Origin of the sequence: Variovorax sp. SPNA7 (genome assembly GCF_033807855.1) — a bacterium.
Taxonomy (GTDB): Bacteria; Pseudomonadota; Gammaproteobacteria; order Burkholderiales; family Burkholderiaceae_C; genus Variovorax; species Variovorax beijingensis.
This window is the reverse complement of record NZ_CP138513.1, coordinates 5,702,840-5,728,613: the sequence shown is the minus strand read 5'-3', so window position 1 is coordinate 5,728,613 and position 25,774 is coordinate 5,702,840. Positions and strand designations below refer to the sequence as shown.

The 25,774-nt window shown below is 69.0% G+C and carries 19 protein-coding genes; 12 read left to right on the top strand and 7 right to left on the bottom strand.

Translation table 11 applies throughout. From position 1 onward, the window contains the following. Nucleotides 1-41 precede the first annotated feature (41 nt). The gene (locus RZE77_RS26905; RefSeq protein WP_124959114.1) at nt 42-653 is read left to right on the top strand and encodes a glutathione S-transferase N-terminal domain-containing protein; all 612 of its coding nucleotides are present in this window, start codon (nt 42-44) and stop codon (nt 651-653) included. Nucleotides 654-942: 289 nt separating this feature from the next. On the opposite strand, the gene RZE77_RS26900 is transcribed toward RZE77_RS26905, so the two are convergent. Continuing rightward, nucleotides 943-1,548, bottom strand: a complete 606-nt coding sequence (locus RZE77_RS26900) for a glutathione peroxidase (RefSeq protein WP_319440019.1) — start codon at nt 1,546-1,548, stop codon at nt 943-945. A gap of 130 nt (nt 1,549-1,678) precedes the next feature. Between RZE77_RS26900 and RZE77_RS26895 the strand changes: the two genes are divergently transcribed. From RZE77_RS26895 to RZE77_RS26880, 4 genes are all read left to right on the top strand, one after another. Further along, nucleotides 1,679-2,536: a ferritin family protein gene (locus RZE77_RS26895; protein ID WP_319428196.1), complete on the top strand. Its 858-nt coding sequence runs from the start codon at nt 1,679-1,681 to the stop codon at nt 2,534-2,536. 39 nt (nt 2,537-2,575) lie between these two features. After that, a complete protein-coding gene (locus RZE77_RS26890; RefSeq protein WP_319440018.1) occupies nt 2,576-3,457 on the top strand; it encodes an RNA polymerase sigma-70 factor in 882 nt (293 codons plus the stop codon). 91 nt (nt 3,458-3,548) lie between these two features. Next, entirely contained in the window at nt 3,549-4,016 is a 468-nt protein-coding gene (locus tag RZE77_RS26885) for a carboxymuconolactone decarboxylase family protein (RefSeq protein WP_319440017.1), read from the top strand. A gap of 82 nt (nt 4,017-4,098) precedes the next feature. Then, nucleotides 4,099-5,451, top strand: coding sequence for a HipA domain-containing protein (locus RZE77_RS26880; protein ID WP_319440016.1), 1,353 nt, complete (start codon nt 4,099-4,101; stop codon nt 5,449-5,451). Here RZE77_RS26880 and RZE77_RS26875 read toward each other — a convergent pair. Then, entirely contained in the window at nt 5,448-6,617 is a 1,170-nt protein-coding gene (locus tag RZE77_RS26875) for a septal ring lytic transglycosylase RlpA family protein (protein ID WP_319440015.1), read from the bottom strand. The two genes, RZE77_RS26880 and RZE77_RS26875, sit on opposite strands and share 4 nt — an antisense overlap. Beyond that, a complete protein-coding gene (gene glnE, locus RZE77_RS26870) occupies nt 6,610-9,405 on the bottom strand; it encodes a bifunctional [glutamate--ammonia ligase]-adenylyl-L-tyrosine phosphorylase/[glutamate--ammonia-ligase] adenylyltransferase (protein WP_319440014.1) in 2,796 nt (931 codons plus the stop codon). The genes RZE77_RS26875 and glnE overlap by 8 nt, the downstream gene beginning before the upstream one ends. 25 nt (nt 9,406-9,430) lie before the next feature. Here glnE and RZE77_RS26865 point away from each other — a divergent pair, with 25 nt between their 5' ends. From RZE77_RS26865 to RZE77_RS26850, 4 genes are read left to right on the top strand one after another with little or no spacing between them, the layout of a single operon-like run. Continuing rightward, the gene (locus RZE77_RS26865) at nt 9,431-13,615 is read left to right on the top strand and encodes a YhdP family protein (RefSeq protein ID WP_405546679.1); all 4,185 of its coding nucleotides are present in this window, start codon (nt 9,431-9,433) and stop codon (nt 13,613-13,615) included. Between the two features lie 16 nt (nt 13,616-13,631). After that, nucleotides 13,632-14,447, top strand: coding sequence for a carbon-nitrogen hydrolase family protein (locus tag RZE77_RS26860; protein ID WP_319440012.1), 816 nt, complete (start codon nt 13,632-13,634; stop codon nt 14,445-14,447). Next, the gene (locus RZE77_RS26855; RefSeq protein ID WP_319440011.1) at nt 14,448-16,502 is read left to right on the top strand and encodes a two-component system sensor histidine kinase NtrB; all 2,055 of its coding nucleotides are present in this window, start codon (nt 14,448-14,450) and stop codon (nt 16,500-16,502) included. Nucleotides 16,503-16,544: 42 nt separating this feature from the next. Continuing rightward, nucleotides 16,545-17,171, top strand: coding sequence for a response regulator transcription factor (locus tag RZE77_RS26850; protein WP_319440010.1), 627 nt, complete (start codon nt 16,545-16,547; stop codon nt 17,169-17,171). Between the two features lie 116 nt (nt 17,172-17,287). Here RZE77_RS26850 and RZE77_RS26845 read toward each other — a convergent pair whose 3' ends face one another. The 3 genes from RZE77_RS26845 to RZE77_RS26835 form a co-directional block, all read right to left on the bottom strand. Then, nucleotides 17,288-17,851, bottom strand: a complete 564-nt coding sequence (locus RZE77_RS26845) for an OmpA family protein (RefSeq protein WP_319440009.1) — start codon at nt 17,849-17,851, stop codon at nt 17,288-17,290. A gap of 95 nt (nt 17,852-17,946) precedes the next feature. Beyond that, a complete protein-coding gene (locus tag RZE77_RS26840) occupies nt 17,947-18,606 on the bottom strand; it encodes a YiaD family glycine zipper/OmpA-like lipoprotein (RefSeq protein WP_319440008.1) in 660 nt (219 codons plus the stop codon). 197 nt (nt 18,607-18,803) lie between these two features. Beyond that, entirely contained in the window at nt 18,804-18,968 is a 165-nt protein-coding gene (locus RZE77_RS26835) for a hypothetical protein (protein ID WP_319440007.1), read from the bottom strand. On the opposite strand from RZE77_RS26835, the gene mltA reads away from it, so the two are divergent. Both mltA and RZE77_RS26825 read left to right on the top strand, forming a co-directional pair. Then, on the top strand, nt 18,967-20,103 hold the full coding sequence (gene mltA, locus RZE77_RS26830) for a murein transglycosylase A (protein ID WP_319440006.1): 1,137 nt from the start codon (nt 18,967-18,969) through the stop codon (nt 20,101-20,103). The two genes, RZE77_RS26835 and mltA, sit on opposite strands and share 2 nt — an antisense overlap. Before the next feature lie 99 nt (nt 20,104-20,202). After that, nucleotides 20,203-22,452: a PhoX family protein gene (locus tag RZE77_RS26825; protein ID WP_319440005.1), complete on the top strand. Its 2,250-nt coding sequence runs from the start codon at nt 20,203-20,205 to the stop codon at nt 22,450-22,452. A gap of 43 nt (nt 22,453-22,495) precedes the next feature. Here the strand turns inward: RZE77_RS26825 and RZE77_RS26820 are convergent, their stop codons facing one another. Beyond that, the gene (locus tag RZE77_RS26820; RefSeq protein WP_021013018.1) at nt 22,496-22,981 is read right to left on the bottom strand and encodes an Lrp/AsnC family transcriptional regulator; all 486 of its coding nucleotides are present in this window, start codon (nt 22,979-22,981) and stop codon (nt 22,496-22,498) included. A 105-nt stretch (nt 22,982-23,086) separates the two neighbouring features. Here RZE77_RS26820 and mdeB point away from each other — a divergent pair, with 105 nt between their 5' ends. After that, on the top strand, nt 23,087-25,753 hold the full coding sequence (mdeB, locus tag RZE77_RS26815; protein WP_319440004.1) for an alpha-ketoglutarate dehydrogenase: 2,667 nt from the start codon (nt 23,087-23,089) through the stop codon (nt 25,751-25,753). The last annotated feature ends 21 nt before the right edge of the window (nt 25,754-25,774 follow it).

The window sequence follows — 25,774 nt, the reverse complement described above, 5'->3', positions numbered from 1 at the left end:
ATCATGAACAAACGTAATCAAAGCAAGGGGAGAGAGCTTTCATGAAACTGATCGGATCGGCCGCCAGCCCTTATGTGCGCAAGGTGCGCGTGGTGCTGGCCGAGAAGCGTCTCGACTACCAGTTCGTGATCGAGGACGTCTGGGCGGCCGACACCACCATCGCGCACTCCAACCCCCTGGGGAAGGTGCCTTGCCTCATCATGGAAGGCGGCGACGCGATGTTCGATTCGCGCGTGATCGTCGAATACCTCGACACCCTGTCCCCCGTGGGCAAGCTGATTCCCCAGCAGGGCCGCGAGCGCGCCGAGGTCAAGACCTGGGAAGCGCTGGCCGACGGCGTCATGGACGCCGGCGTTCTCTGGCGCCTGGAAGCCACCTGGTCCGGCCGCAGCGACGGCGAGCGCAGCGCCGCCTGGATCGAGCGCCAGCGCGCCAAGGTCGAAGGCGGCATCGCCGCCATGGCCAAGGGGCTGGCCGACAAGCCCTTTTGCAGCGGCATCCACCTGAGCCTCTCGGACATCGCCGTGGGCTGCGCGCTGGGCTGGCTGGGGCTGCGCTTTCCCGAGATCGACTGGCGCAACCGCCACTCCAACCTCGCAAAGCTGTACGACAAGCTGATGCTGCGGCCCAGCTTCATCGACACCCAACCATGAAAAAAGGCGCCAGAGGCGCCTTTTTCGTTTCAGGGCGCCGGTGTCTGCCGCGCCCCGCCCGTGCGGGAAATACAAAAATGCTGCGAGGCGCCCCGACGCGAAGGAGGGAGGGAGGGAGGAGGAGAAGAATCGCCTCGGGATTTCGACCAGACAAGACGCCTGGAAGACCTCGCAACATGAAAACTGGAAGGCATTTGCTGCCCTCGTCCGATATGAGCACAGTGTGCCAGCCCGGTTCCCCCTCCAGTGGTAAACGTTTGTGACCGTTAGTTCACAGCGGGCAAGGCCCTCAGCCCCCCGCCGCGAGTTGGCTCTCGATGACCTTGACGAAGGCGCTCTCGTCGGGCGCCGTCATGCTCGACCAGGCCTGCACCACCTTGCCGTCCCGCCCGATCAGGTATTTGTAGAAATTCCACTTCGGCGTGGTGCCGGAGGCCAGCGCCAGCTGCTTGAACAGCGGGTTGGCATTGGCGCCGCGCACCGAGGACTTCGCGAACATCGGAAACTTCACGCCGAAGGTGCTTTCGCAGAAGTCGGCAATTTCCTTGTTCGAGCCCGATTCCTGCGAGAAATCGTTGGACGGGAAGCCCAGCACCACCAGCCCGCGCGAGCGGTATTTGCTGTCCAGCGCCTCCAGCCCCTTGTATTGCGGGGTAAAGCCGCAGAAGCTCGCGGTGTTCACCACCAGCACCACCTTGCCCGCGTACTGGCACAGCGATTGTGGTTTTTCGTCCTGCAGCCGCGGGAAGGTGTGTTGCAGGGTGGGCGGGCAGGCCGCAGCGGCGGCGCCGTCGGCCGGGGCGGATGGCGCTGCAGAGGGTGTGGGAGAGGGTGCCTGGGCGACCGCCGTGCCAGCGGCAAGGAGGCATGCGGCCAGGGCGGCAGGGATTCGCATAAGGGGGCTCCTGAAGACAAAAAGGTGTGCATTTCGCGTCATAAGACCGCGCTTATCCACACATCATCGCGCGTCTGTCATGGGTGCGCCAAACGAGCCGACTAAAATCGACGGCCTTAGAAAGACTTTGATGCTTTATCCGGAACTCTTCAGACAACTCGAATCTGTCCGCTGGGACATGGACAAGGACATTCCCTGGCAGTCGTTCGATGCTTCGCTGCTGTCCGAAGAGCAGGCGCAGACCATCAAGATGAACGCCATCACCGAGTGGGCGGCGCTGCCGGCCACCGAGATGTTCCTGCGCGACAACCGCCACGATAGCGATTTTTCCGCTTTCATGTCGATCTGGTTCTTCGAGGAGCAGAAGCACTCGCTGGTGCTCATGGAGTACCTGAAGCGCTTCAGCCCCCAGCATGCGCCCACCGAGCAGGAACTGCACGAAGTGCGCTTCGACTTCGACCCGGCCCCGCCGCTCGAAACCCTGATGCTGCATTTCTGCGGCGAGATCCGCCTCAACCACTGGTACCGCCGTGCCGCCCAGTGGCACACCGAGCCGGTCATCAAGCACATCTACACCACGCTGAGCCAGGACGAGGCCCGCCACGGCGGCGCCTACCTGCGCTACATGAAGCGCGCCATGGAAAAGTTCGGCGACGAGGCGCGTGCCGCCTTCACCAAGGTGGGCGTGCTGATGGCCAGCGCGCGCCGCACCGCGCAGGCGCTGCACCCGACCAACCTGCACGTCAACAAGGCGCTGTTCCCCAACGACACCATCCAGAGCCGCATGCCCGACCCCGACTGGCTCGAGCACTGGCTCGACAAGCAGATCAAGTTCGACGCGGTCTGGGAAAGCAAGGTCGGCGAACGCATCCTGCACAACCTGAGCCTCTTGATGAACCGCAGCTTCAAGACCGTGCAGGAGCTCAACCGCTACCGCAAGGAAGTGGCCGCCACGCTCGGCCCCAAGGCCGAATACCAGGGCGCATAAAGCCTGTCACAAACCCGGTGGGTCGCCCGTCTTGTGAGCATGGACGATCCCACCCTCGCCTTCGACAGCCACCGCCGCCGCCTGCAGGGCATCGCCTACCGCATGCTCGGCTCCGTCGCGGAGGCCGAAGAGGTCGTGCAGGACGCCTGGCTGCGCTGGCACGAGGCCGACAAGGCCGCCCTGGGCAGTGCCGAGGCCTGGCTGGTCACCGTCGTCACGCGCCTTTCGATCGACCGGCTGCGCGCCGCGAAGGTCCAGCGCGAGCACTACATCGGCGCCTGGATGCCCGAGCCCACGCTGACCGGCGGGCCGGACACCCCGGAGCAACTGCTCGAACGCGCCGACAACATCTCCGTTGCCTTCCTGGCCGTGCTCGAGCGCCTGGCGCCCGAGGCGCGTGCGGCCTTCCTGCTGCGCGAAGTGTTCGATGCCGACTACGACGAGGTGGCCCGCACGCTCGGCAAGAGCGAAGCCGCCTGCCGGCAGCTGGTGCATCGCGCCAAGGCGCAGGTGCAGGAAGCCCGCCCGCGCTTCCAGGTGCCGCGCGAAACCCACCAGCGCCTGCTGCGCGCCTTTGCCGAGGCGGCCGCGCGCGGCAGCCTGCAGGACCTGAAGGCGCTGATGGCGGAAGACGTGGAGCTCATCGGCGATGGCGGCGGCAAGGTGCAGAGCTTCAGCAAGGTCCTGCGCGGCAGCCAGCGGCTCGCGCAGCTGTACTTCGCGCTGTGGCGCCGCATGGGCGCGGCGGTGCGCATGGAACTGGTGGAGATCAACGGCGAGCCCGGGCTGTTGCGCTTCCTGGACGGCCAGCTCGAATCGGCCCAGACCTTCGAGATCGAGGGCGAGCGCATCGTGCGCGTCCGCGTGCAGCGCAACCCCGACAAGCTCGCGCGCATCGCGCAGCTCTATTCGCCGCAATAATTTTCCGGCGGTGTGTCACAGGGCCGATGGCTGGCCCGTCTTCAACAGGTAGCAAGCAGATTTTTCATCTCGACCACCTGGAGTACACGCCATGAGCAACACCACCACCCCCCGCCTCGCCTGGTTCAAGATCGCCCCCAAGGCCTTCCAGGCCATGATCGCCGTCAATGGCGCGATCGAATCGTCCAGCCTCGGCAAGGTGCTGATCGACCTTGTCTTTGCCCGCGTCTCGCAGATCAACGGCTGCGCCTATTGCCTCGACATGCACGTGCGCGACCTGCGCCAACAGGGCGAAGACTGGCAGCGCATCAACAGCCTGGCCACCTGGCGCGAAGTGAGCTTCTTCAGCGAGCGCGAGCGGGCGGCGCTGGACTGGGCCGAAACGCTGACGCGCCTGCCCGACCATCACGAAGCCCGCGACGCCGAGTTCGAAGCGCTCCAGGCGCATTTCAGCGAACTCGAGATCGTCGAACTCTCGATCGCGATTGCGCAGATCAACGCGTGGAACCGCATGGGCGTGGGCATGCGCCTGCCGGTGGCGGCCAAGGCGATGCCCTGAGGCCTCGCGGCCCCCGGGGCCCGCCTCGGCTTTCGAGAGGAAGTCCGCATAGAATGCGTCGAACTATTCATCGATGCATTCAATGAACGCCGCATCCAAGTCTGCGGGAGCCGGGGAATCCGAGAGGGCAGTCCTTGTCCGGCAGGCGCTCGCCCTGGGACCAAGGCCCGTTGCCGAACTGCTGGCCGGCCTCCAGGTAAGCCAAGCAACTTTCTCTCGAACTATTCAGGAATTCGGCCGCGAGGTGATCCGGTTCAGGGAGCCCGGCGTGCGCACACCGCGGTATGCGCTCGTGCGAAGCGAGCCCGTCCCTTCCCCCCAGCCCATCTTTCGAATTGGCGAAGACGGTCGGGTCACCGAGGTGGGCGCCGTCACCTTCCTGCGCGGCGGCACCTGGGTCGATCTGGGCGGACCGGACAGCCGCTTTCACGAGGGGCTGCCGCCCGCAATGGCGTTCGCGGCACCGTCCGGCTACCTTGGAGCGCGCATTGCGAAGGCCGTGGCCGCGGAGATCGGCGTGCCGTCCTCGCTTCGTGACTGGTCCGACGACCACCGGGTGAAGTTCCTGTGCTCGGTCGGTTCGGACGTGGCGGGTTCGCTGATGTGGGGTGCGAGCTCTTTCGCCGCCCACATGGCATCTCGGCAGGTCGCGCCGATCGCGGCCGCCGATATCCCCGCAGCCTACCAGGACCTGGCGAACGCCACCAGCCAGACGGTTGCCGGCAGCAGCGCGGGCGGCGAACAGCCCAAGTTCACCTGCGAGACCGAAGCCCGAGGGCATCTGATCGTGAAGTTCGCCCGCGCCGGGACCCGGTCCTCGGAGATGCTCGCCCTGGAAGAACTGGCATTGCGCGCGCTCGACGATGCCGGGGTCGAGGCAGCGCCAGCGCGTTATTTGGAGATCGGCGGGTGTGCCTTCCTCGAAGTCGAGCGCTTCGATCGCGTGGGGCGGTTCGGCCGGCGGGGAATGATTTCCGCCGGCGCGATCGACGACGAGCTGTTCGGGATGCGGGACAACTGGCCGTCGTTCGCGCAGCGCTGCGAGGAGGCTGGAATGCTCGGGCCGGAGTCCGTGCGGCAGGTCCTCGTCCTGACCGCTTTTTCGGAACTGATTGGAAATGGGGACCGCCACTTCGAGAATCTCTCGCTGATGACCGACGAGCGCGGGCGGCCCGTTGGCGTGGCACCCGCCTACGACATGCTCCCCATGATGTACGCGCCTGTGGGCGGTGGCATCGAGCCGGAGTTGCGGCTCGTCACCCCTTCGTTCCAGTCGCTGGGTGCCAGGCCCGAGGTCTGGGAGCCGGCGTTCCAGGCCGCGCACGCCTTCTGGACGAAGGCGGCCGGGGATGACCGGCTGTCCAGGGCGATGCGCGAGATCAGCGCCGGCAACGCTCGGCAGGTGGCCGAGGTGGTTGCGCCGCTGCTTCGCTAACGGCGCTCGACCACCATCGGCGCGATGCGCAGGCTCTCGCGCAGCTGCGTGACGGCCTCGCCGGCTTCGCTGCGCGAGGCGAACGGCCCGGCCTGCAGGCGGTGCGTGCCAGCTTCGCTGAACACGCGCAGCTGCGGCGCCAGGGTGGGCAGGCCGCGCGCGGCCTGGCTGCGCAGGCTCTCGGCGCCATCGCGCTCGCGGAAGGCGCCGAGTTGTACCCAGAAGCCCGCGGCCGCGGCCGAAGGCGAGGAGGGCGCAGGGTCCTGCGGTGCGGCCCGGGGCGCGGGCGGCGGTGCGGTGAGCGGCGCCAGCGGCGGGAGGTCGGTGACCATGATCGGCTGGCGGGGCGATGCGGCCTCCGGCTCGGGCGCTGGCGCGGCTTGCGCGATCCGCTCGGCCGGGGCCATCTGCGTGGTCGGCGTTTGCGGCACGACTGGCATCGCCGAGGCCGATGGTGCAGCGTTCATCGCCACCGGCGCCACCCAGGCCGAGGGCACGGCCACCGGCGCAGCCGCGGTGCGCTGAGGCTGCGGCGGCGCGGGCACCTGCGAGGCCGAGGCATACGCCGTCCCCGCATCGCGCCGCCACGCCCCGGTGCGGATGTCCTCGTTCGTGATGCGCTCGATCTCCACCGGCGCCACGCCGCGCAGCAGGTCGAGCTTGAGCGCCGCCGTGTAGCTCAGGTCGATGATGCGGCCGTCGACAAAAGGCCCGCGGTCGTTCACCCGCACGATCACCTCGCGCCCGTTGGCCGGGTTGCGCACCCGCACATAGCTGGGCAGCGGCAGCGTCTTGTGCGCGGCCGTCATGGCGTACATGTCGTAGGGCTCGCCGCTCGCAGTCGATGCGCTGTGGAACTTGCGGCCGTACCACGAGGCGATGCCCGATTCGCGGAACGGCCGGTCGTCGGTGATCGGCTGGTAGGCCCGGCCCAGCACGGTGTAGGGCTTGCTGGTGCCGCCGCTGTTGCGGATGGCTTCGACGCGGGGCTCGGCATCGGGCACGCGGTCCAGGTCGGACGGGATGTTGCTGCCCGGGCCGTCGCGGCCGCTCAGTGCACCGCCGCCGCTGCGCGTGCCGCTCGCGCAGCCGGCGAGGAGGACGGCGATCGCCACCGCGCAGGCGGCCAGCGCGGGGGTGGCGAGGGAGCGGGCGCGGTCAGCCAAATACAGCCTTCCACAAGGCCAGCATGGCGTCGCGTTCGGCGGCCAGTGCGGGCGGGGTGACCTGGGTCGGTTCTTCGTTGAGGCGCGCGCGATGCTGCACGCGCCGCAGTTCGCGATAGGCCGCGGCGGCGTTGCGGCCGACGCCGGCGGGCAGCAGGCCGGCTTCTTCCGCGCGCACCAGCAGCGCGATGTTGCCGACGTTGGGAATCAGTTCCGGATGCTCGCCCGAGGCCGACAGCACCAGGAACTGCACTGCGAATTCAGCATCGACCATGCCGCCGGGGCTGTGCTTGACGTCGAAGCGATCGGCCTTGACCGGCCGCGCGCCGCGCAGCTTGTTGCGCATTGCGATGATCTCGGCCTTGAGTGCCTCGCGATCGCGCGGCGCCACCAGCACGGCCTCGCGCACCTGGTCGAAGCGGGTGCCGAGCTCGGCGCTGCCGAGCACGAAGCGCGCGCGGGTCATGGCCTGGTGTTCCCAGGTCCACGCCGTGTTGCTGCCGCGGCCCAATTGGTAGCGCTCGTAGGCTTCGAAGCTGGTGGTCAGCAGGCCCGAGTTGCCGTTCGGCCTCAAGGCGGTGTCGATCTCGAAAAGGTCGCCCTCGCGCGTCTTCACGGTGAGCCAGTTGATCAGCTTGCGCACATAGGCCGCGTAGACCTCTCCCGCGCGCTCGTCGTCATCGTCGTAGACGAACACGATGTCGAGGTCGCTGCCGTAGCCCAGCTCCTTTCCGCCGAGCTTGCCGTAGCCGATGATCGCGAACTGCGGCAGCTCGCGGTGCCTGTTGCGCACATGCGGCCAGCACCAGTGGGCGGTCACGCGCAGCGTGGTGTCGGCCAGCGCGCTCAGGTCGTCGGCCACCTGCTCCACCGTGAGCCGCCCGTCCACGTCGCGCGCCAGCGTGCGGAACACCTCGGCGTGGTGGGCGTGGCGCAGCAGGTTCAGCAGGCGTTCCTCGTCGGCTTCGCCGGTGCGGCTGAGCGAGGCGTGGCGCGCCTCGAGCTCGCGCTCGAACTCGGCCGCCATGAAGCGGCCCGAGAGCATTTCGTCGCTCGCGAGCTCGTCGATCACGCCCGGGTGCTGCATCAGGTAGCGCGCGGGCCACTTCGCGGCGCCCAGGAGCCGCAGCAGCCGTTCCTGCACCGCGGGCCGCTCGACCAGCAGCGCCAGGTAGCTCTCGCGCCGCAGCAGCGGCTCGATCCAGTCGGCCCAGCGCAGGGCGGCGTCCACATGGCGCGGCGTCTGGCCGGGGCCGTCGCCGTCGGGCTCCTTCAGCCATTGCCCGGTGCGCTGCACCAGCTGGCGCAGCCGTGCGCGCGTTTCCTCGCGCAGCGCCAGCACGCGGGGCTGCTCGCACCAGTTGCGGATGCGGTCGGCAAAGGCCGGCGGCAGCTCCTCGAGCAGGTCGGCCAGGTCGGTGGGGGCGGCCGCCTTCTTGCCGTTGCACTTGCCGTTGCAGGGCTTCTCGCCGCCGAGCAGCTTGTCGAACTCCTGCGCCACGAACTCGCGATGCGTGTCGAGCTGCTCGAGGAACGCGCAACAGCCGGCGTAGCCCATGGTCTGCGCGACCCAGCGCAGGTCGTCGTCGGCCACCGGCAGCACGTGGGTCTGCTGGTCGTCCAGGTACTGGATGCGATGCTCCACGCGGCGCAGGAACTCGTAGGCCGCGGCCAGCGTGTCGGCGGTTTCCTGCGGCATCAGGCCGGCGCGCGCGAGCCGCTGCAGTGCGTCGAGCGTGGGGCGGGTGCGCAGTTCGGGGAACTGTCCGCCGCGTACCACCTGCAGCAGCTGCACGGTGAATTCGATTTCGCGGATGCCGCCGCGCGAGAGCTTGACGTCGTTGGCGCGCTCGGGCCGCCCCGCGCTGCGGCGGGCCGACTGCTCGCGGATCTGCCGGTGCAGCGTGCGCAGCGAATCGAACACGCTGTAGTCCAGGTAGCGGCGGAACACGAAGGGCAGCACGGTGGCGCGCAGGCCCTGCGCAAGGCCTTCCGCCACGATGTCGCGCGGCGCGACCACCCGGCTCTTCATCCAGGCAAAGCGCTCCCACTCGCGGCCCTGCACCTGGAAATATTCTTCGAGCGCGTCGAGCGACACCACGCTGGGCCCGGAGTTGCCGTTCGGCCGCAGCGCAAGGTCGACGCGGAACACGAAGCCGTGCTCGGTGATGTCGCCCACCAGCGCATAGATGCGCTTCACGGCGCGCGAGAAATACTCCTGGTTGGAGAGGCGGCCGCGGCCGTCGGCGTCGCCGCGGGTCTCGCCGTCCAGGTCGTAGAGGTAGATCAGGTCGATGTCGCTCGACACGTTGAGCTCGCGCGCGCCGAGCTTGCCCATGCCCACCACCCAGAGCTGCGCGCGCTGGCCTTCGGGGCCGAGCGGCGCGCCATGCACCGCGTCGAGTTCCTGGCAGGCGTCGCGGCAGGCGACGTCGAGCGCGAATTCCGCGAGTTCGGTCACGGCGGTGGTCACCACGGCCAGCGGCGCCTGGGCATCGCAATCGAGGGTGACAAGGCGCTCCATCACGAGCTGCCGCACAATGCGCAGCGCATCGCCGACGCCGTCCCCGCGTTCGCGCAGTGCCTCGTAGGCCTTCGACATCGACTCGCGCCGCGGCGCGCCAGGGGAAAGCAATGCAAGCTCGGCCGCATACCTGCGGCGCAGGCGCTGGACGAAGCGCGAATAGGAAGAGAGCGCGACCTCGGTCGCGGCTGTCGATGGCGTGGCTGGCAACTGGTTCACACTGGTGTTGGTTTCCGTGGAACCCCTCTGAATGCTGGCGGTCATAATTCCGGACACAGCGCGATCCTCAATGAACGACACGGCGTCTTCCCCTTCACGTCTGCTCAAGATCACCGCTGCGACGGCGCGCTGGCTGCTGGGTTTACTGATCGCTGCATGGCTTCTGCTGGCACTGTCAGTGGTTGTCCTACACGCGTGGATTGTGCCGCGAATCGGCGATTACCGTGGCGCGCTCGAGGCACAAGCCAGCAAGGCCATCGGGGTACCCGTGCGCATCGGGTCGATCACCGCGCGTTCCGATAGTCTGTTTCCCGTCTTCGAACTGCGCGACGTGGTGCTGCACGATGCCCAGAAGCGAGAAGCCCTGCGCCTCGTGCGGGTGGTGGCCAGCGTGTCGCCGCGCTCGCTGTGGCGCCTCAATTTCGAGCAGCTCTACATCGAGGGGCCGCAGCTCGATGTGCGGCGCGATGCGCTCGGCAAGCTGCACGTGGCGGGCCTGCACATGGACACCGACACCACCGGAGAGACCCGCGCCGCCGACTGGTTTTTCGCGCAGCGCGAGTTCGTCATCGAAGGCGGCACCGTGCGCTGGACCGACGAGCAGCGCCAGGCCGAGCCGCTGCTCTTGACCGACGTGCGCTTTGTGGCGCGCAACACGGCCCGGCGCCACGGCCTGCGGCTCGACGCCACGCCGCCGGTCGGCTGGGGCGAGCGCTTCACGCTGCGCGGGCAGTTCCGCCAGCCGCTGCTGTCGGTGCGCTCGGGCCGCTGGCAAACCTGGGATGGCCAGATCTACGCCGACCTGCCCTACATGGATGTCACGCGCCTGGGCCGCCATGTCTCCATCGACGCCCGCATCCGCGAAGGCAGCGGCGCGCTGCGCCTCTGGGCCGACGTGAAGAGGGGCCAGATCGTGGGCGGCGCGGCGGACCTCGGGCTCAACCGCATCGACGCCTCGCTGGGCCGGGGCCTGCAGCCGCTGGTGCTGCGCGCGGTGACCGGACGGCTGGCCGGCCAGCTGGACGACGAAAAGCTCGAGTTCTCGACCGCCGCCCTGCAGTTCGACACCGCGGACGGCATGCGCTGGCCCGGCGGCAACCTGTGGCTGCAGCACTCCCCGGCGCGGGGCCGCACGCCGGAGCAGGGCGCCTTGCGCGCCGACCGGCTCGACCTGGCCGCGCTGGCCCTCATTGCCGACCGGCTGCCGCTGGGCGATGCCACGCACCGCGTGCTCGATGCCTACGCGCCGCGCGGGCTGGTCGAGCGCATCGACCTGAACTGGCAAGGCTCGCTGGGCGCGCCCGAGCGCTACCAGGCCAAGGGGCGGGTCAGCGGACTGCGCGTCGCGTCGCAGGCGGCGGCCGCGCCTGAAACCACCCCCGTCCCGCCGGCCACCGCGGCCCGACCCGGCGGCGCCGCTCCGGCGGCCCAGCGGCCGCATGCCGGCTCCCCGGGCCTGAGCGGTGCCACCGTCGAGTTCGACGCCACCCAGGCCGGCGGCAGCGCCGCACTGTCGATGGCGCAGGGCACGCTCGAATTCCCGGGCGTGTTCGAGGAGCCGGTCATTCCCATCAACCGGCTCGCGGCCCAATTGCAGTGGAAGCTCGACAAGGGCCATGCGCAATTGCAGGTCTCCAAGCTGCGCTTCGCCAATGCCGATGCCGACGGCGAGGCCGAAGCCAGCTGGCGCACCAGCGATCCCGCCGTGTCCCGCGGGCAGTCGCTCTATCCCGGCGTGCTCGACCTGCAGGGCAAGCTGACCCGCGCCGACGGCACGCGCGTATTCCGCTACCTGCCGCTCGAGATTCCCCAGCACACGCGCGACTACGTGCGCGATGCGGTCACCAAGGGCACGGCCAGCAGCGTCGACTTCCGCGTGCGCGGCGACCTGCACGACATGCCGTTCATGGACCCGAAGCACGGCGAGTTCCGCATCGTGGCCAAGGTGGCCGACGTCAACTACGCCTATGTGCCGCCGGCCTCGGCCATTGCCGCGTCGACGGCATCGAAGGCGCCGGCCTCCGCGGCCCGCGCCGGCGCGCCGGTGCCGGTCTGGCCCGCGCTCACGGGGCTCTCGGGCGAACTGGTGTTCGAGCGCGCGGGCATGCTGGTGCGCAATGCACGCGGGCGGCTGGCCGGCGCCACCGGCATCGAGGTGACCAAGGCCGAGGCGCAGATTGCCGACATGTCGCACCATGCCTCGCTGCTGCGCGTCGATGCCCAGGCCAAGGGCCCGCTCGCCGAACTGCTGCGTGTGGGCGCGCCGCTGGCCGGGGAGACCGGCGAGGTGCTGTCCCGCGTGCGCGCCACCGGCACGGCCGACTACCGCCTGCATCTCGAACTGCCGCTTGCCGCACTGGAGGCGGCCAAGGTCCAGGCCAGCATCGCGCTCACCGACAGCGAGCTGCAGCTGGTGCCCGAGGCGCCGTCCTTCATTCATGCGAAGGGCGTCGTCGGCTTCACCGAAACGGGCTTTTCGCTGGCCGGCGTCAGCGCCAGGCTGCTCGGCGGCGACGTCCGGGTCGAAGGCCGCGGCCGTTTCGCCGGGCCCAACCGCGAGGTGGCTTTGAAGGCGCAAGGCACCGCAACGGCCGAGGGCCTGCGCGCGGCGCGCGAGGCCGAGTGGCTCACGCGCATCGCGGCCAAGGCGAGCGGCAGCACGCCCTATGCGGCCACCTTCTCGATGCGCGATGGCGCGCCGGAGTTCTTGCTCACCAGCACGCTGCAGGGCCTGGCGCTGCAGCTGCCCGCACCGCTCGTGAAGACGGCGGACGAACAGATGCCGCTGCGCATCGAGAAGAAGGTGCTGCAGCGCGAGACCCGGGCGGGCGCCGCCGTCGCCGTGCAGGACCAGCTCTCGATGGAGCTCGGCCGCATCGGCACCGCCCACTATGTGCGCGACATCTCCGGCGCCGAGGCGCGCGTGCTGCGCGGCAGCATCGGCATCGGCCTGGCCGCGGGCGAGACCGCCCCCGTGCCCGACAGGGGCGTGCTGGCCAACGTCAACGTCGCGAAGCTCGACATGCCCGCATGGCAGGCGCTGGTCGGCGACACCGCAAGCAGCGCGCCCGAGGCGGCGGGCGGTGCCGAGCGGCCCGAAGACGCAGCCACGGGCTACCTGCCCACGCGCATCGCGGTGCGGGCGCAGGAGCTCGGCATCGCGGGGCGCACGCTGCACAACGTGGTGCTCGGCGGCACGCGCGACGGCGAGCTCTGGCGCGCCAACATCGACGCCACCGAGCTCAGCGGCTATGCCGAGTACCGCCACACCCAGGCCGGACGGCTCTATGCGCGGCTCGCGCGGCTCAAGATTGCGCCCACCGAGGCCAGGCAGGTCGAAACCCTGCTCGACGAGCAGCCGGGCACGCTGCCCGCGCTCGACATCGTCATCGACGACTTCGAGCTGCTGGGCAAGCGCCTGGGCCGCGCCGAGATCGATGCCGTCAACCGCGGCGGCGCGGGCCGCGAATGGATGCTCAACAAGTTGAGCTTCACCATGCCCGAGGCCAGTTTCTCGGCCAAGGGCACCTGGGCCGCCGCGCCGGGCGGCACCCCCGGGCGCGCAGAGCAGCGCCGCACGGCCATGACCTTCAGGCTGGACATCGCGGACGCCGGCGACCTGCTCACGCGCTTCGGCATGTCCGGCGTGTTGCGGCGCGGCAGCGGGCGGCTCGAAGGCGACGTCAACTGGCGCGGCTCGCCGTTCTCGCTCGACTATCCGAGCCTGGGCGGGCAGCTCCAGGTCAATGTCGAATCGGGCCAGTTCCTCAAGGCCGACCCCGGGCTGGCCAAGCTGCTGGGCGTGCTGAGCCTGCAGGCGCTGCCGCGCCGGCTCACGCTGGATTTCCGCGATGTCTTCAGCCAGGGCTTCGCCTTCGACTTCATCCGCGGCGACGCAAAAATACACAACGGCATCGCGAGCACCAACAACCTGCAGATGAAGGGCGTGAACGCGGGCGCGCTGATGGACGGCTCGGCCGACATCGTGCGCGAAACGCAGGACCTGCGCGTGGTGGTGGTGCCCGAGATCAATGCCGGAACGGCCGCGCTGGTGGCCACCGCGATCAATCCAGCGATCGGCCTGGGCACCTTCCTCGCGCAGTGGGTGCTGAGCAAGCCGCTCGCGGCCGCCGCCACGCAGGAGTTCCATATCGAAGGCACCTGGACCGACCCCAAAATAGCCAAGGTGCCACGATCCATCCTGCCGAACGCACCCGGCGCTGCCGCGGCGCCGTCCGGCGGGCAGGGCAAGTGAAAACGGAGACCACGCAATGAAAGTCGCAGCCATCCAGATGGTGTCGGCCATCGCCCGCGAAGCCAACCTCGCCCGCGCCCACGGCCTGCTCGCGCAAGCCGCCGCAGCCGGCGCCGAGCTCGCGGTGCTGCCCGAGTATTTCTGCATGATGGGCGCGCGCGACACCGACAAGCTGGGCCTGCGCGAGACCGCCGGTGCGGGCGCCGTGCAGGGCTTTCTGGCCGATGCGGCGCGCGAGTTCGGGCTCTGGATCGTGGGCGGCACGCTGCCCATCGAAAGCGGCGACGCCGAGCACGTGTTCAACAGCTCGCTGTGCTATTCGCCCGACGGCCAGTGCGTGGCGCGCTACGACAAGATCCATCTCTTCTTCTTCGACAACGGCAGCGAGCGCTACGACGAGCGCCGCGTCATCGCGCCGGGCGCCGAGCCCGTGGTGTTCGAGCTGCCCTCGCGCGACGGCCACCGCTGGCGCGTGGGCATGAGCGTCTGCTACGACCTGCGCTTTCCCGAGCTGTACCGCGCGCTCGCCAAACGAGGCGCCGAGCTGCTGCTGGTGCCCAGCGCCTTCACCCGCACCACGGGCGCCGCGCACTGGGAAGTGCTGCTGCGCGCGCGGGCCATCGAGAACCTGGCCTGGGTGGTGGCTCCCGCGCAGGGCGGCACGCACGAGAACGGCCGCCACACCTGGGGCCAGTCGATGGTGGTCGACCCCTGGGGCACGGTGGTGGCGCAGCAGGCGAGCGAGGAGGGCGTGGTGCTGTTCGACCTCGATGCCGGGCAGATCGAGCGCGTGCGCACCCAGCTGCCAGTCCTCTCGCACTGCGTGCTCTAGATGGAGGAAGCCGCTTTGGCTGTCGCACCGCCGCGGTGGGCGCTGTCGGCGTTCGCGCGGCTGCGCTCGCTGTGGCAGCGCTGGTTCCTCTGGCTGATCCTGGCCGTGCTGGTGTCGGCGCTGCTGGTCACCGTGGTGTGGCTCGCGGGCCGGCACGAGGTCGAGCAGGTGCAGGCGAACCTCGACCGCGACACCGCCGACGCGGTTTCGGACCTTCGCATCGGCCTGCAGCGCAACGCGCAGAGCCTGCGCGCCACCCAGGCCTCGGGCCTGGATCGCACGCATTGGCCCGAAGCCGCCGCCTCCCTGCTGCGCGAGCACCGCGAGTGGCTCCGGCTCGAATGGCGCGATGCCGCGCTGCGTCCGCTCGAAGCGGTGAACACCCCCTACCGCATGCGGCTGATCGCTGACGAGAGCCGCGGCGCCGACCAGTCGGACGTGGGGCTCGCCTGCGCGGCCGCGCGCAAGCTCGGCGCGCCGGCCTATTCGCCGAGCCACTACGTGCCGATCCTCGGCGGAGGCGGCGTCGAGGTGATGGAACTGTGCGTGCCGATCGACGCGGGCGGCTTCCTGGTGGCGAGCTACTCGCTGCGCGACACGCTCATCGAGCTGGTCGGCCCCACGCTCACGCGCGGCCAGGAAGTGGCCTTTACCGAGGCCGACGGCACGCGCCTGGTGGCGCTCGGCACCTCGCGCCGCACCGGAACGCGCGTCTTCACCTCGCAGCAGCTGATCGACCTGCCCGGCGCCGCGCTGATGCTGCGGGTCGACGGCTGGCGCGCCGCGCCCGATCTTTTTCCGAACGTGCTGACGGCGCTGGTCACGGCGATTTCGATCGCGCTGGTGTCGGTGCTGGTGCTGCTGGCGCGCGACACGCGCCGCCGGCTGCGCGCCGAACGCGACCTGGCCGATGCGCTGGCCTTCCGCAAGGCGATGGAAGACTCGGTCATCACCGGCCTGCGCGCGCGCGACCTGCAGGGGCGCATCACCTACGTGAACCCCGCGTTCTGCGAAATGGTCGGCTTCAGTCCCGAAGAGCTGATGGCCGGCAGCGGCGAAGCCATCGAGGCGCCCTACTGGCCGACCGAGCTGGCGCACGAATACCAGCAGCGGCAGGCCCGCCGGCTGGCCGGCGGCATGCCGCCGCGCGAGGGCTTCGAGTCGGTCTTCATGCGCAAGGACGGCACGCGCTTTCCGGTGCTCATCTTCGAGGCCCCGCTGATCAACGCGCAGCGCGTGCAGACCGGCTGGATGAGCGCCTTCATCGACATCAGCGAGCAGCGCCGCATCGAGGAGCTCTCGCGCGCCAGCCAGGAACGGCTGCAGGCCAGCGCGCGGCTTGCCACGGTGGGCGAAATGGCCTCGCTGCTGAGCCACGAGCTCACGCAGCCGCTGGCCGCCATCGCCAGCTATGCGACCGGTTCGCTCAACATGCTTGGGCCCCACGCCAAGGGCGAGCAGGCCGAGGTGGCCATGGCGGTGCGGCGCATTGCCGAGCAGGCCGACCGCGCCGGCCAGGTGATCCGCAGCGTGCACGATTTCGTGCGCCGCCGTGACCGCACGCGCGAGGCGGTGGCGCCGCAGGCGCTGATCGATGCGGTGCTGCCGCTGGTGCGGCTGCAGGCGCGCAAGCTCGGCGTGAGCATCGAGGTGGTGTTCGAAGACCGCCTGCCTGCGGCCGTGTGCGACCGCACGCTGGTCGAGCAGGTGCTGCTGAACCTCGCGCGCAATGCCATGCAGGCCATGGACACGCCGGAGCACGTGGGCGAGCGCGTGCTGCGGCTGCGCGTGTCGCGCGTCGTCGCGGTCGGCGGCCCGGCAGGGACCGAGGACGCGCGGCGCTGGCTGGAATTCTCGGTGGCCGACCTCGGCTGCGGCATCAGCGAAGAGGTGGCGGGCCGCCTCTTCACGCCTTTCTTCACCACGCGGGCCGACGGCATGGGCCTGGGCCTGAGCCTGTGCCGCACCGTGGTGGAGCAGCATGGCGGGGTGCTCGTGTTCGAGCCCAACCGCCCACGCGGCACCGTGTTCCGGTTTACCCTGCCGAGCACATGATCTACTCCCAGGCTTTTGCGCCCGTTTCTGGAATCGACTGACATGCAACCGCTGATCGACGGCCTGATCTTCATCGTGGACGACGACGGCAGCGTGCGCGAGGCGCTGGCCTGGCTGCTGCGCTCGCGCCGCCTCGAGAGCGAGCACTTCGCGAGCGCCGAGGCCTTCGAGCTGCGCCTGGCCGAAGGCCCGCTGCCCGATCAGCCGCTGTGCCTGCTGTTGGACGTGCGCATGCCCGGCACCAGCGGGCTGGTGCTGTTCGACCGGCTCGCCGAGCGCGGCCTGCTGGACGCCATGCCGGTGATCTTCCTGACCGGCCATGCCGACGTGCCCACGGCCGTGGACGCAGTGAAGCGCGGTGCCTTCGATTTCTGCGAGAAGCCGTTCTCCGACAACGCCCTGGTCGACCGCATCGAGCACGCGCTGGGCGCTTCGCTGCGGGCGCTGGAGGTGCGGCGCGTGCGGCGCGGCCTCGTGGGCCGCATCGCCGAACTGACCGACCGCGAGCGCGACGTGATGCGGCTCGTGGTCGAGGGCCTGCCGAACAAGCTGATCGCCGATCAGCTGGCGATCAGCGTGCGCACGGTGGAGGTCCACCGCGCACGCGTGTTCGACAAGATGGAAGTGAAATCGGCGGTCGAGCTGGCCAACCGCCTGCGAGACCTCTAGCTGTCACGAGCTTCGGTCTTTCGTGTGAACACCGCGGAACCGGCTTTGCCGGGCCGCTGGTGTTGCCCCCTGGAAGGGGGTTGGCGAAGCGACACGAAGTGCGCGAAGACTGGGGGTCAGCTTTTCTCCGCGACGAAGATTTCGACGCGGCGGTTTTGGGCGCGGCCTGCCGGCGTGGCGTTGTCGGCCAGCGGTTCGCGCGAGCCGCGGCCGTCGGTGGTGATGGCCGTGGTCGAGACGCCGCGGCTCACCAGGTGGTTGCGCACGCTGTCGGCGCGGCTCACCGAGAGGCGCTCGTTGCCTTCCTCGCTGCCGGTGTTGTCGGTGTGTCCCACCACGCGCACGCTGGCCGCGGCCGCGCTGCGCAGGCCTTCGGCCACCTTGTCGAGCACCTGGGCCAGGTTGCGCTTGACGTTGGCGCGGCCCACGTCGAACGACAGTTCGTTGGGAACCACGAGATGCAGCTGGTTGTCCGCGGTCTGCTCGATCACCACGCCCGTGCCCTTGGTGGAGTTTTCCAGCTCGGTCTTGAGCGCCGCGAGGCGCGCAGTCCAGCTGTTGGCCGGCGCAGCCGCCTGGGCGGCCGGCGCGGCGGCCGATCCCGGCGCGGGCGATTGCGAGGCGCACCCCGCAACGAACAATGCGGCCGCAGCCGCACCCGAAACAACAAGCTTCCTCATGAGTTTTTCCCTCTTTGTGAACATGAAACGATGACGATGGGCGCCGGCCGCTCCCGCACGGCCGGCTTTGTTTTTATTTATATCAGCCGATCCGGTCAGCCTCGCGGCGCGCGCTCGCCCACGTAGATCTCGACGCGGCGGTTCTGCGCCCGGCCGGCATCGCTGTTGTTGTTGGCCACCGGCTCGTGCGAGCCGCGTCCTTCGATGCGGAAGGCCGCGGCGCTCACGCCGCGCGCCACCAGGTAGTCGCGCGTGCTGGCGGCGCGGTCGACCGACAGCGGGTTGTTGATGGCGTCCGAGCCGGTGTTGTCGGTGTGGCCGATGATGCGCACCTCGGCGTTCGGGTTGTTGCGCAGGCCGCTCGCGAACTGGTCGAGCACCGGTGCGAAGTTGGGCTTGATGTTGGCGCGGCCCACGTCGAAGGAAACGTCGCTCGGGATCTGCAGCTTGAGCTCGTTGTTCGGCGTTTGCGTCACGGCCACGCCGGTGCCCTGGGTGGCGGCTTCCATCTGGCGCTTCTGGTTTTCCATGCGCTGCGACCAGAGGTAGCCGCCGAGCGCGCCGGCTGCGGCACCGACCACGGCACCCGTGCCGATGGCGCCGCGGTTGCCGCCGGTGGCCGAGCCGATGGCCGCGCCGCCCAGTGCGCCAATGCCGGCGCCGATGCCGGTGTTGCGCTGGGTCTCGGTCATGCCGCCGGCACAGCCGGACAGGACGAGGGCGGCAGCGGTGGTGGCGAGTACAAACTTTTTCATGGCAATCCCTTTCAAGGTTGAATCAGGCGGGCCACAGCTTAGCCTCGGCGAACGTGCGATGGTACGGCCTTCCCAACGTGCAGGAAAGAAGAAAACTTTCTGCAAAGGCCCGTGAATGCTGCGATGATTGCTACTAAAGTAATAGCTGACGGCCTGTTCTCCGACATTCCGCTGCGGCGCTCGGCTACGCAAGGAATTCACGCTTCGGGCGGGGGATTCTTTTTCTCTTCGGCGCCATGGCCATCGGCGGCTTCGTCGTCGTCGTGCAGCTCGCCTTTTTTTCGACCGGAAAACATGGTCCACCAGACGATCAATATGAACACGAGCCCGGCCCCGAGGGCTTCAAGCAAAATCAAACCCATGAGAAATGGACTCCAGTGGCTGGTTGGGCTCGCGATCGTAGCAACGCTGGCCGGCTGCTCGATCGCCCCGCGCACGCCCGACGCCCCGGCCCGGCCGGCCGCCACGCCGCCGCGCGACCTCGGACCGCTGACCGGTTCGCTCGCGCACCCCAAGAGCCGGTGGGTGCCGGTCGGCTGGTCGGAGCTGCCGGGTTTCGGCGACGACCCGCTGCACGAAGCCTGGATTGCGCTGCTGGCCAATTGCGCGCGGCCCAACGCCGCCTTTGCGCCGCTGTGCCGCGACGTGCGCCAGCTGGCCATCGCCACGTCCGAGGAGCAGCGCCAGTGGATGACCGACAGGCTGCAGCCCTACCGCGTCGAGTCGCTCGCGGGATCGAGCGAAGGCAAGCTCACGAGCTACTACGAGCCGGTGTACGAGGCGTCGCGCGTGCCCACCGCCACCTTCAGCGTTCCGATCTACCAGGCACCCGACGGGCTGGTGCCGCGCCGCCCCTGGTACACCCGCCAGGAAATCGAGACCCTGCCCGAAGCCCAGGCCGCGCTGCGCGGCCGCGAGATCGCCTGGATAGCCGACCCCATCGACGCGCTGATGCTGCACATCCAGGGCTCGGGGCGCCTTCGCATCACCGAGGCCAACGGCATCCAGCGCACCGTGCGCGTGGCGTACTCGGCCACCAACGAGCAGCCCTACAAGAGCGTGCAGCAATGGCTGATCGGCCAGGGCGTGGCCAAGGTCGGCAAATGGCCCGACGACACCAAGGCATGGGCCGCGCAGAACCCGCAGCGGGTGACGCAGCTCCTGTGGAGCAATCCGCGCTACGTGTTCTTCCGCGAGGAGACCATGAGCGAGCTCGATGCGGCCTTCGGCCCGCGCGGCGCGCAGGGCGTGCCGCTGACGGCCGGGCGCTCCATCGCGGTCGATCGCGACAGCATCCCGTACGGCACGCCGGTCTGGCTCGCATCGAGCGGGCCGGCGGCGCAGCTGCAGAAGCTGGTGGTGGCGCAGGACACCGGCAGCGCCATCGTCGGCGCGGTGCGCGCGGACTACTTTGCCGGCACCGGCGCCGACGCGGGGCGGCTGGCCGCCAGCATGAACCAGCCGCTGCGGCTGTGGGCGCTGTGGCCCAAGCAGTAAGACTTAGGCAGTAAGCAGACTGTCATTTCGTATTCACGGCGATGTCATGGGCGGTTTCTAGCATGAGGTGTTTTTTTCCAACACCCCACGAGATCCTCCATGTCAGACCGCATCGATTTCAACGACGAAGACTCCAACCGATCCGCCAATCCCACATTCGACAGCGTGCTGACCAGCCGCCTCAACCGGCGTGGCCTGCTGCTGGGCGGCGTCGGCTCTGCCGTGCTGACTGCCTGCGGCGGCGGCAGTGGCGGCGGCGTGGCATTTCCCATCATTCCCCCGGCACCTGCGCCCGCACCTGCACCAGCGCCCGGTCCTGCGCCGGGACCGACCGAGAAGCTGCTGGGCTTCGGCGCCGTGCCCAAGAGCCTGGCCGACAGCGTGCTCATTCCCGCCGGCTACAGCGCCAGCGTCTTGTATGCCCTGGGCGATCCCTTGACTGGCGCCACGCCGGCCTACGCCAACGACGGCTCCGACACCAGCTTCGAGAATCGCGGCGGCGACCACCATGACGGCATGGAGTGGTTCGGCCTGGGCGCCGATGGCAAGCGCTCCGACTCGAGCATCGATCGCGGCCTGCTCGCGGTGAACCATGAGGCAACCACCGACGAAACGCTTTCCTCGTTCTTCCTGCATGCCAACGGCGGCACCACCACGCTGCCCCGCCCGGCGGCCGAGGTGGACAAGGAAACCGCCATCCACGGCATCGCGGTCCTCGAAGTGCGCAAGGACGGCGCCGGCAAGTGGAGCTACGTCCAGGACTCGGCCTTCAACCGCCGCGTCACGCCCCTGACCGAGATCGACATCGCCGGCCCCGCGAAGGGCGACGCGCTGATGAAGACCAAGTACTCGCCCACCGGCGTGAAGACGCGCGGCACGCTCAACAACTGCGGCACCGGCAAGACGCCGTGGGGCACCTTCCTCACGGGCGAGGAAAACTGGGTGAACTACTTCACCCGCGCCGCCGGCGACGATGCTGCGCGCGGCAACGACAAGAGCGTGACCTCGCTCAAGCGCTACGGCCGTGCCGCGGGCGCGACCAGCCGCCACGGCTGGGAAACCGGCGGCGCTGACGACAAGTACCAGCGCTGGATCATCAGCAAGACCGGCGCTTCCGTCGACGGCACGGACGACTACCGCAACGAGATGAACGGCATGGGCTTCGTCGTCGAGTTCGACCCGTACAACAAGTCGAAGCTGGGCGTCAAGCGCACCGCGCTGGGCCGCTACGCGCACGAGAGCATCGCCTTCAGCAAGCCGGTCGCGGGCCAGAAGGTGGCCTGCTACATGGGCGACGATGCACGCAACGAGTACTTCTACAAGTTCGTTTCCGACGCGGTCTGGTCCGAGGCCGATGCCAACCCGGCCGATCCGCTCGCCACCGGCGCCAAGTACCTCGACCAGGGCACGCTCTACGTGGCGCGCTTCGAGGCTGACGGCGCGGGCACCTGGCAGGAGCTGTCGCTGTCGAACCCGGCAGTGGCAGGCTTTGCCGGCTATTCGTTCGCGAACCTGGCCGACGTGGTGGTCAACGCACGCCTCGCCGCCGACGCCGCGGGTGCCACCAAGATGGACCGCCCCGAGTGGTGCGCGACCAACCCGGTCAACGGCGAGGTCTACCTCACGCTGACCAACAACAGCAACCGGCGCATCGAGCCCACCTCGTCCTCGCAGCTGGCTCCCGATCCGGCCAATCCGCGCGTCTACACCGACATGAAGGGCGCGACCACGCAACTCGGCAATCCGAACGGGCACATCCTGCGCATGGCCGATGCCGGCGGCAATCCGGCGAGCACCAGCTTCCGCTGGGACGTCTACGCCTTCGGCGCCGAGTCGGGCGCGAATGCCGACACGGTCAATCTCTCGAAGCTCACCGCCGACCAGGACTTCTCCAGCCCCGACGGCCTGGTGTTCAGCCGCTCGACCGGCATCTGCTGGATCCAGACCGACGACGGCGCCTACACCGACGTGACCAACTGCATGATGCTGGCCGCGCTGCCAGGCCAGGTCGGCGACGGCGCCAAGAAGACCCTGACCTACCAGCGCGCGGACAGCACGCAGTACACGGTCGACACCATGATCGGCAAGCAGCCGACGGCGGACACGCTCAAGCGCTTCCTGGTCGGTCCTTCGGGCTGCGAACTCACCGGCCTCTGCGAAACGCCGGACGGCAAGGCGATCTTCGTCAACATCCAGCACCCGGGCGAAAGCACCAAGCAAGCCGACCTGGCGGATCCGTCGAAGTACACCAGCCAGTGGCCTTCCAATGCGGGCTACGGTGCGGGCAAGCGCCCGCGCTCGGCAACCATCGTCATCACCAAGGATGACGGCGGACGCGTCGGCAGCTGACGACGACCGGCGACGAGCCAGGCCGCCCCCGCGGGTGGCCGGCTCACCCTTTGAACTGAAGCGGCGCTCCCGGCAGCGGCAGCGCCGTTTTGTACCTGACCTGCTTGAGCGCAAAGCTCGAGCGGATCTTCTCGATGCCCGGAATCGGCGTGAGCTGTTCCAGGATGAATTTCTCCAGCGCCGCCATGTCGGCCACGGCGATGCGGATCAGGTAGTCGCTGTCGCCCGTCATCAGGTAGCACTCCATCACCTCGTCGTGCTCGGCAATGCGCTGTTCGAAGTCGGCGAGCGACTGCTTGCTCTGCGTCGTCAGGCTGATCGAGATGAACACGTTGAGCCCGAGGCCCAGCGCCTTGGCGCTCGCGAGCGCCACGTAGCGGTCGATCACGCCATTCGCCTCGAGCATCTTCACGCGCGCTAGGCACGGCGAGGGCGACAGGTGCACGCGCCGCGCCAGCTCCACGTTCGAGAGCGCGCCGTCGCGCTGCAGTTCGTCGAGGATGCGCAGGTCGATCGTGTCCAGTTGCATGAAATGCCGCCAAATAAAGAATTACCGGAATTTTATGCTGCGAAGCCCGCATGGGATTGGCTGCACCGGTAGCTAATTTGCCGCATGGCGGCCTAAAGTGCCGGCATGAATGCCCCGATTTCCGCCGACCAGATGCGCGCGTTGCTGCTCGACACGCCGCTCGCGCACGACCCCGACCCTGCCGAGACCGCCGAATGGCGCGATGCTTTCCTGGCGCTGGCCCAGGCGCACGGGCCCCAGCGCGCGCGGCAGATGCTGGCGGAGCTCGCCCGCCTCGCGCGGCAGCAGCGCATCGGCTGGCAGCCCGAACTTGCGACGCCGTATGTCAACACCATCGCGGTGGAAGACCAGCCGCCGTTCCCGGGCGACCTGGCCGTCGAGGAGCGGCTGGCCTCGCTGATGCGCTGGAACGCGCTCGCGATGGTGGCGCGCGCCAACCAGGCCTATGGCGAACTCGGCGGCCACATCGCGAGCTATGCGAGCGCGGCCGACTTGTTCGAGACCGGGTTCAACCATTTCTTCCATGCGCGCAAGGACTCGGGCGAAGGTGCGCACCGCGGCGACCTCGTGTTCTTCCAGCCGCACAGCGCACCGGGCGTCTATGCGCGCGCCTACCTCGAAGGCCGCCTCGGCGAAGAAGACCTCAAGCACTATCGCCAGGAACTCACCGCCCCCGCGTTCACCGAAGGCCGCGGCGCGCGCGGCCTCAGCAGCTACCCGCATCCCTACCTGATGCCGGACTTCTGGCAGTTTCCGACCGGCTCGATGGGCATCGGCCCGATCAGCTCGATCTACCACGCGCGCTTCATGCGCTATCTCACGCACCGCAACCTGCTCGACTGCGAAGGCCGGAAAGTGTGGGGCGTGTTCGGCGACGGCGAGATGGACGAGCCCGAATCGATGAGCGCCCTCACGCTGGCCGCGCGCGAGAAGCTCGACAACCTCGTGTGGGTCGTCAACTGCAACCTGCAGCGCCTGGACGGCCCGGTGCGCGGCAACGGCCGCATCATCGACGAGCTCGAAAAGCTCTTTGCCGGCGCGGGCTGGAACGTCATCAAGCTCGTGTGGGGCAGCGACTGGGACGGCCTCTTTGCGCAGGATGCGAGCGGGGCGCTGGCGCGCGTCTTCGCCGAAACCGTCGACGGCCAGATGCAGACCTTCGCGGCCAAGGACGGCCGCTTCAACCGCGACAACTTCTTCGGCCAGAACCCCGAGCTCGCGCGCCTGGCCGAAGGCATGACCGACGAGCAGATCGACCGCCTGAAGCGCGGCGGCCACGACCTCGTGAAGATCCATGCGGCCTATGCCGCCGCGGCCGCGCACAAGGGCCGGCCCACCGTGATCCTCGCCCACACCAAGAAGGGCTACGGCATGGGCAGCGCCGCGCAGGGCAAGATGACCACGCACTCGCACAAGAAGATGGGCGACGTCGACCTGCTCGAATTCCGCGACCGCTTCAGCCTGCCGCTGACCGATGCACAGGCGATTGCGATGGACTTCTACCGCCCGCCCGAAGACAGCGCCGAGATGCAGTACCTGCGCAGCCACCGCCAAGCGCTCGGCGGCGCCATGCCGCGCCGCGAGACCGCCTGCGAGGTGGTGCCCAAGCCCGAGATCGCGAGCTACGCCCAGTTTGCGACGGCGGCCGCCGGCAAGGAAATGAGCACCACCATGGCCTTCGTGCGCATGCTCGGCAACCTGCTGAAGGACAAGGCCCTGGGCCCGCGCATCGTGCCGATCGTGGCCGACGAGGCGCGCACCTTCGGCATGGCCAACCTGTTCAAGCAGGTCGGCATCTATTCGAGCGTGGGCCAGCGCTATGCGCCCGAGGACATCGGCTCGGTGCTGAGCTACCGCGAAGCCACGGACGGCCAGATCCTCGAGGAGGGCATCAGCGAAGCCGGCGCCATCGCGAGCTGGACGGCAGCGGCCACCAGCTACAGCGTGCACGGCCTCGCGATGCTGCCCTTCTACATCTACTACTCGATGTTCGGCTTCCAGCGCGTGGGCGATGCCATCTGGGCCGCGGCCGACCAGCGCGCGCGCGGTTTCCTGCTGGGCGCCACCTCGGGCCGCACCACGCTCGGCGGCGAAGGCCTGCAGCACCAGGACGGCAGCAGCCACCTCGTGGCCGCGACCATTCCCAACTGCAAGGCCTACGACCCGGCCTTCGCGGGCGAGATGGCGGTGATCGTCGATGCCGGCATCCGCGAGATGATGGTCGAGCAGAAGGACGTGTTCTATTACGTCACGCTCATGAACGAAAACTACGCGCAGCCCGATGTGCCGCCAGGCGCGGAGGCCGGCATCCTGCGCGGCTGCTATCGCTTCGGCGTGTATGCGCCAACCTCGGGCAAGGCGAAAAAGAAGGTCACGCTGATGGGATCGGGCGCCATCCTCACCGAGGTGGTCAAGGCCGCGCAGCTGCTGGCCGGCGAAGGCATCGAGGCCGAGGTGTTCAGCGTCACGAGCTGGAGCGAGCTCGCGCGCGACGGCCTGGCTTGCGAGCAGCGCGCGATCGCGGGTGAGAAGGAAGCCGGCGTGCCCTTCATCGCGCAGCAGCTCGGCGCCGGCAAGGGCCCGATCATCGCCGCCACCGACTACGTGCGCGCCGTGCCCGAGAGCGTGCGTGCCTTCCTGCCCGAGGGCCGCCGCTACCTCACGCTGGGCACCGACGGCTTCGGCCGCAGCGACACGCGCGCTGCGCTGCGCAGCTTCTTCGGGGTGGATGCGGCGAGCATCGCGAACGCCGCGCGCCACGCACTCGGCTGAGTCTTCCGGGCGGCGCCTGGC

What these genes read in the sequence shown, in the direction of transcription:
- RZE77_RS26865 (WP_405546679.1), top strand. Translation starts at nt 9,431, where the DNA reads ATGAACGACACGGCGTCTTCCCCTTCACGTCTGCTCAAGATCACCGCT.
- RZE77_RS26840 (WP_319440008.1), bottom strand. Translation starts at nt 18,606, where the DNA reads ATGAAAAAGTTTGTACTCGCCACCACCGCTGCCGCCCTCGTCCTGTCC.
- RZE77_RS26890 (WP_319440018.1), top strand. Translation starts at nt 2,576, where the DNA reads ATGGACGATCCCACCCTCGCCTTCGACAGCCACCGCCGCCGCCTGCAG.
- mltA (WP_319440006.1), top strand. Translation starts at nt 18,967, where the DNA reads ATGAGAAATGGACTCCAGTGGCTGGTTGGGCTCGCGATCGTAGCAACG.
- RZE77_RS26825 (WP_319440005.1), top strand. Translation starts at nt 20,203, where the DNA reads ATGTCAGACCGCATCGATTTCAACGACGAAGACTCCAACCGATCCGCC.
- RZE77_RS26900 (WP_319440019.1), bottom strand. Translation starts at nt 1,548, where the DNA reads ATGCGAATCCCTGCCGCCCTGGCCGCATGCCTCCTTGCCGCTGGCACG.
- RZE77_RS26850 (WP_319440010.1), top strand. Translation starts at nt 16,545, where the DNA reads ATGCAACCGCTGATCGACGGCCTGATCTTCATCGTGGACGACGACGGC.
- RZE77_RS26855 (WP_319440011.1), top strand. Translation starts at nt 14,448, where the DNA reads ATGGAGGAAGCCGCTTTGGCTGTCGCACCGCCGCGGTGGGCGCTGTCG.
- RZE77_RS26820 (WP_021013018.1), bottom strand. Translation starts at nt 22,981, where the DNA reads ATGCAACTGGACACGATCGACCTGCGCATCCTCGACGAACTGCAGCGC.
- RZE77_RS26835 (WP_319440007.1), bottom strand. Translation starts at nt 18,968, where the DNA reads ATGGGTTTGATTTTGCTTGAAGCCCTCGGGGCCGGGCTCGTGTTCATA.
- RZE77_RS26860 (WP_319440012.1), top strand. Translation starts at nt 13,632, where the DNA reads ATGAAAGTCGCAGCCATCCAGATGGTGTCGGCCATCGCCCGCGAAGCC.
- RZE77_RS26845 (WP_319440009.1), bottom strand. Translation starts at nt 17,851, where the DNA reads ATGAGGAAGCTTGTTGTTTCGGGTGCGGCTGCGGCCGCATTGTTCGTT.
- RZE77_RS26885 (WP_319440017.1), top strand. Translation starts at nt 3,549, where the DNA reads ATGAGCAACACCACCACCCCCCGCCTCGCCTGGTTCAAGATCGCCCCC.
- RZE77_RS26905 (WP_124959114.1), top strand. Translation starts at nt 42, where the DNA reads ATGAAACTGATCGGATCGGCCGCCAGCCCTTATGTGCGCAAGGTGCGC.
- RZE77_RS26880 (WP_319440016.1), top strand. Translation starts at nt 4,099, where the DNA reads ATGAACGCCGCATCCAAGTCTGCGGGAGCCGGGGAATCCGAGAGGGCA.
- mdeB (WP_319440004.1), top strand. Translation starts at nt 23,087, where the DNA reads ATGAATGCCCCGATTTCCGCCGACCAGATGCGCGCGTTGCTGCTCGAC.
- glnE (WP_319440014.1), bottom strand. Translation starts at nt 9,405, where the DNA reads ATGACCGCCAGCATTCAGAGGGGTTCCACGGAAACCAACACCAGTGTG.
- RZE77_RS26895 (WP_319428196.1), top strand. Translation starts at nt 1,679, where the DNA reads ATGCTTTATCCGGAACTCTTCAGACAACTCGAATCTGTCCGCTGGGAC.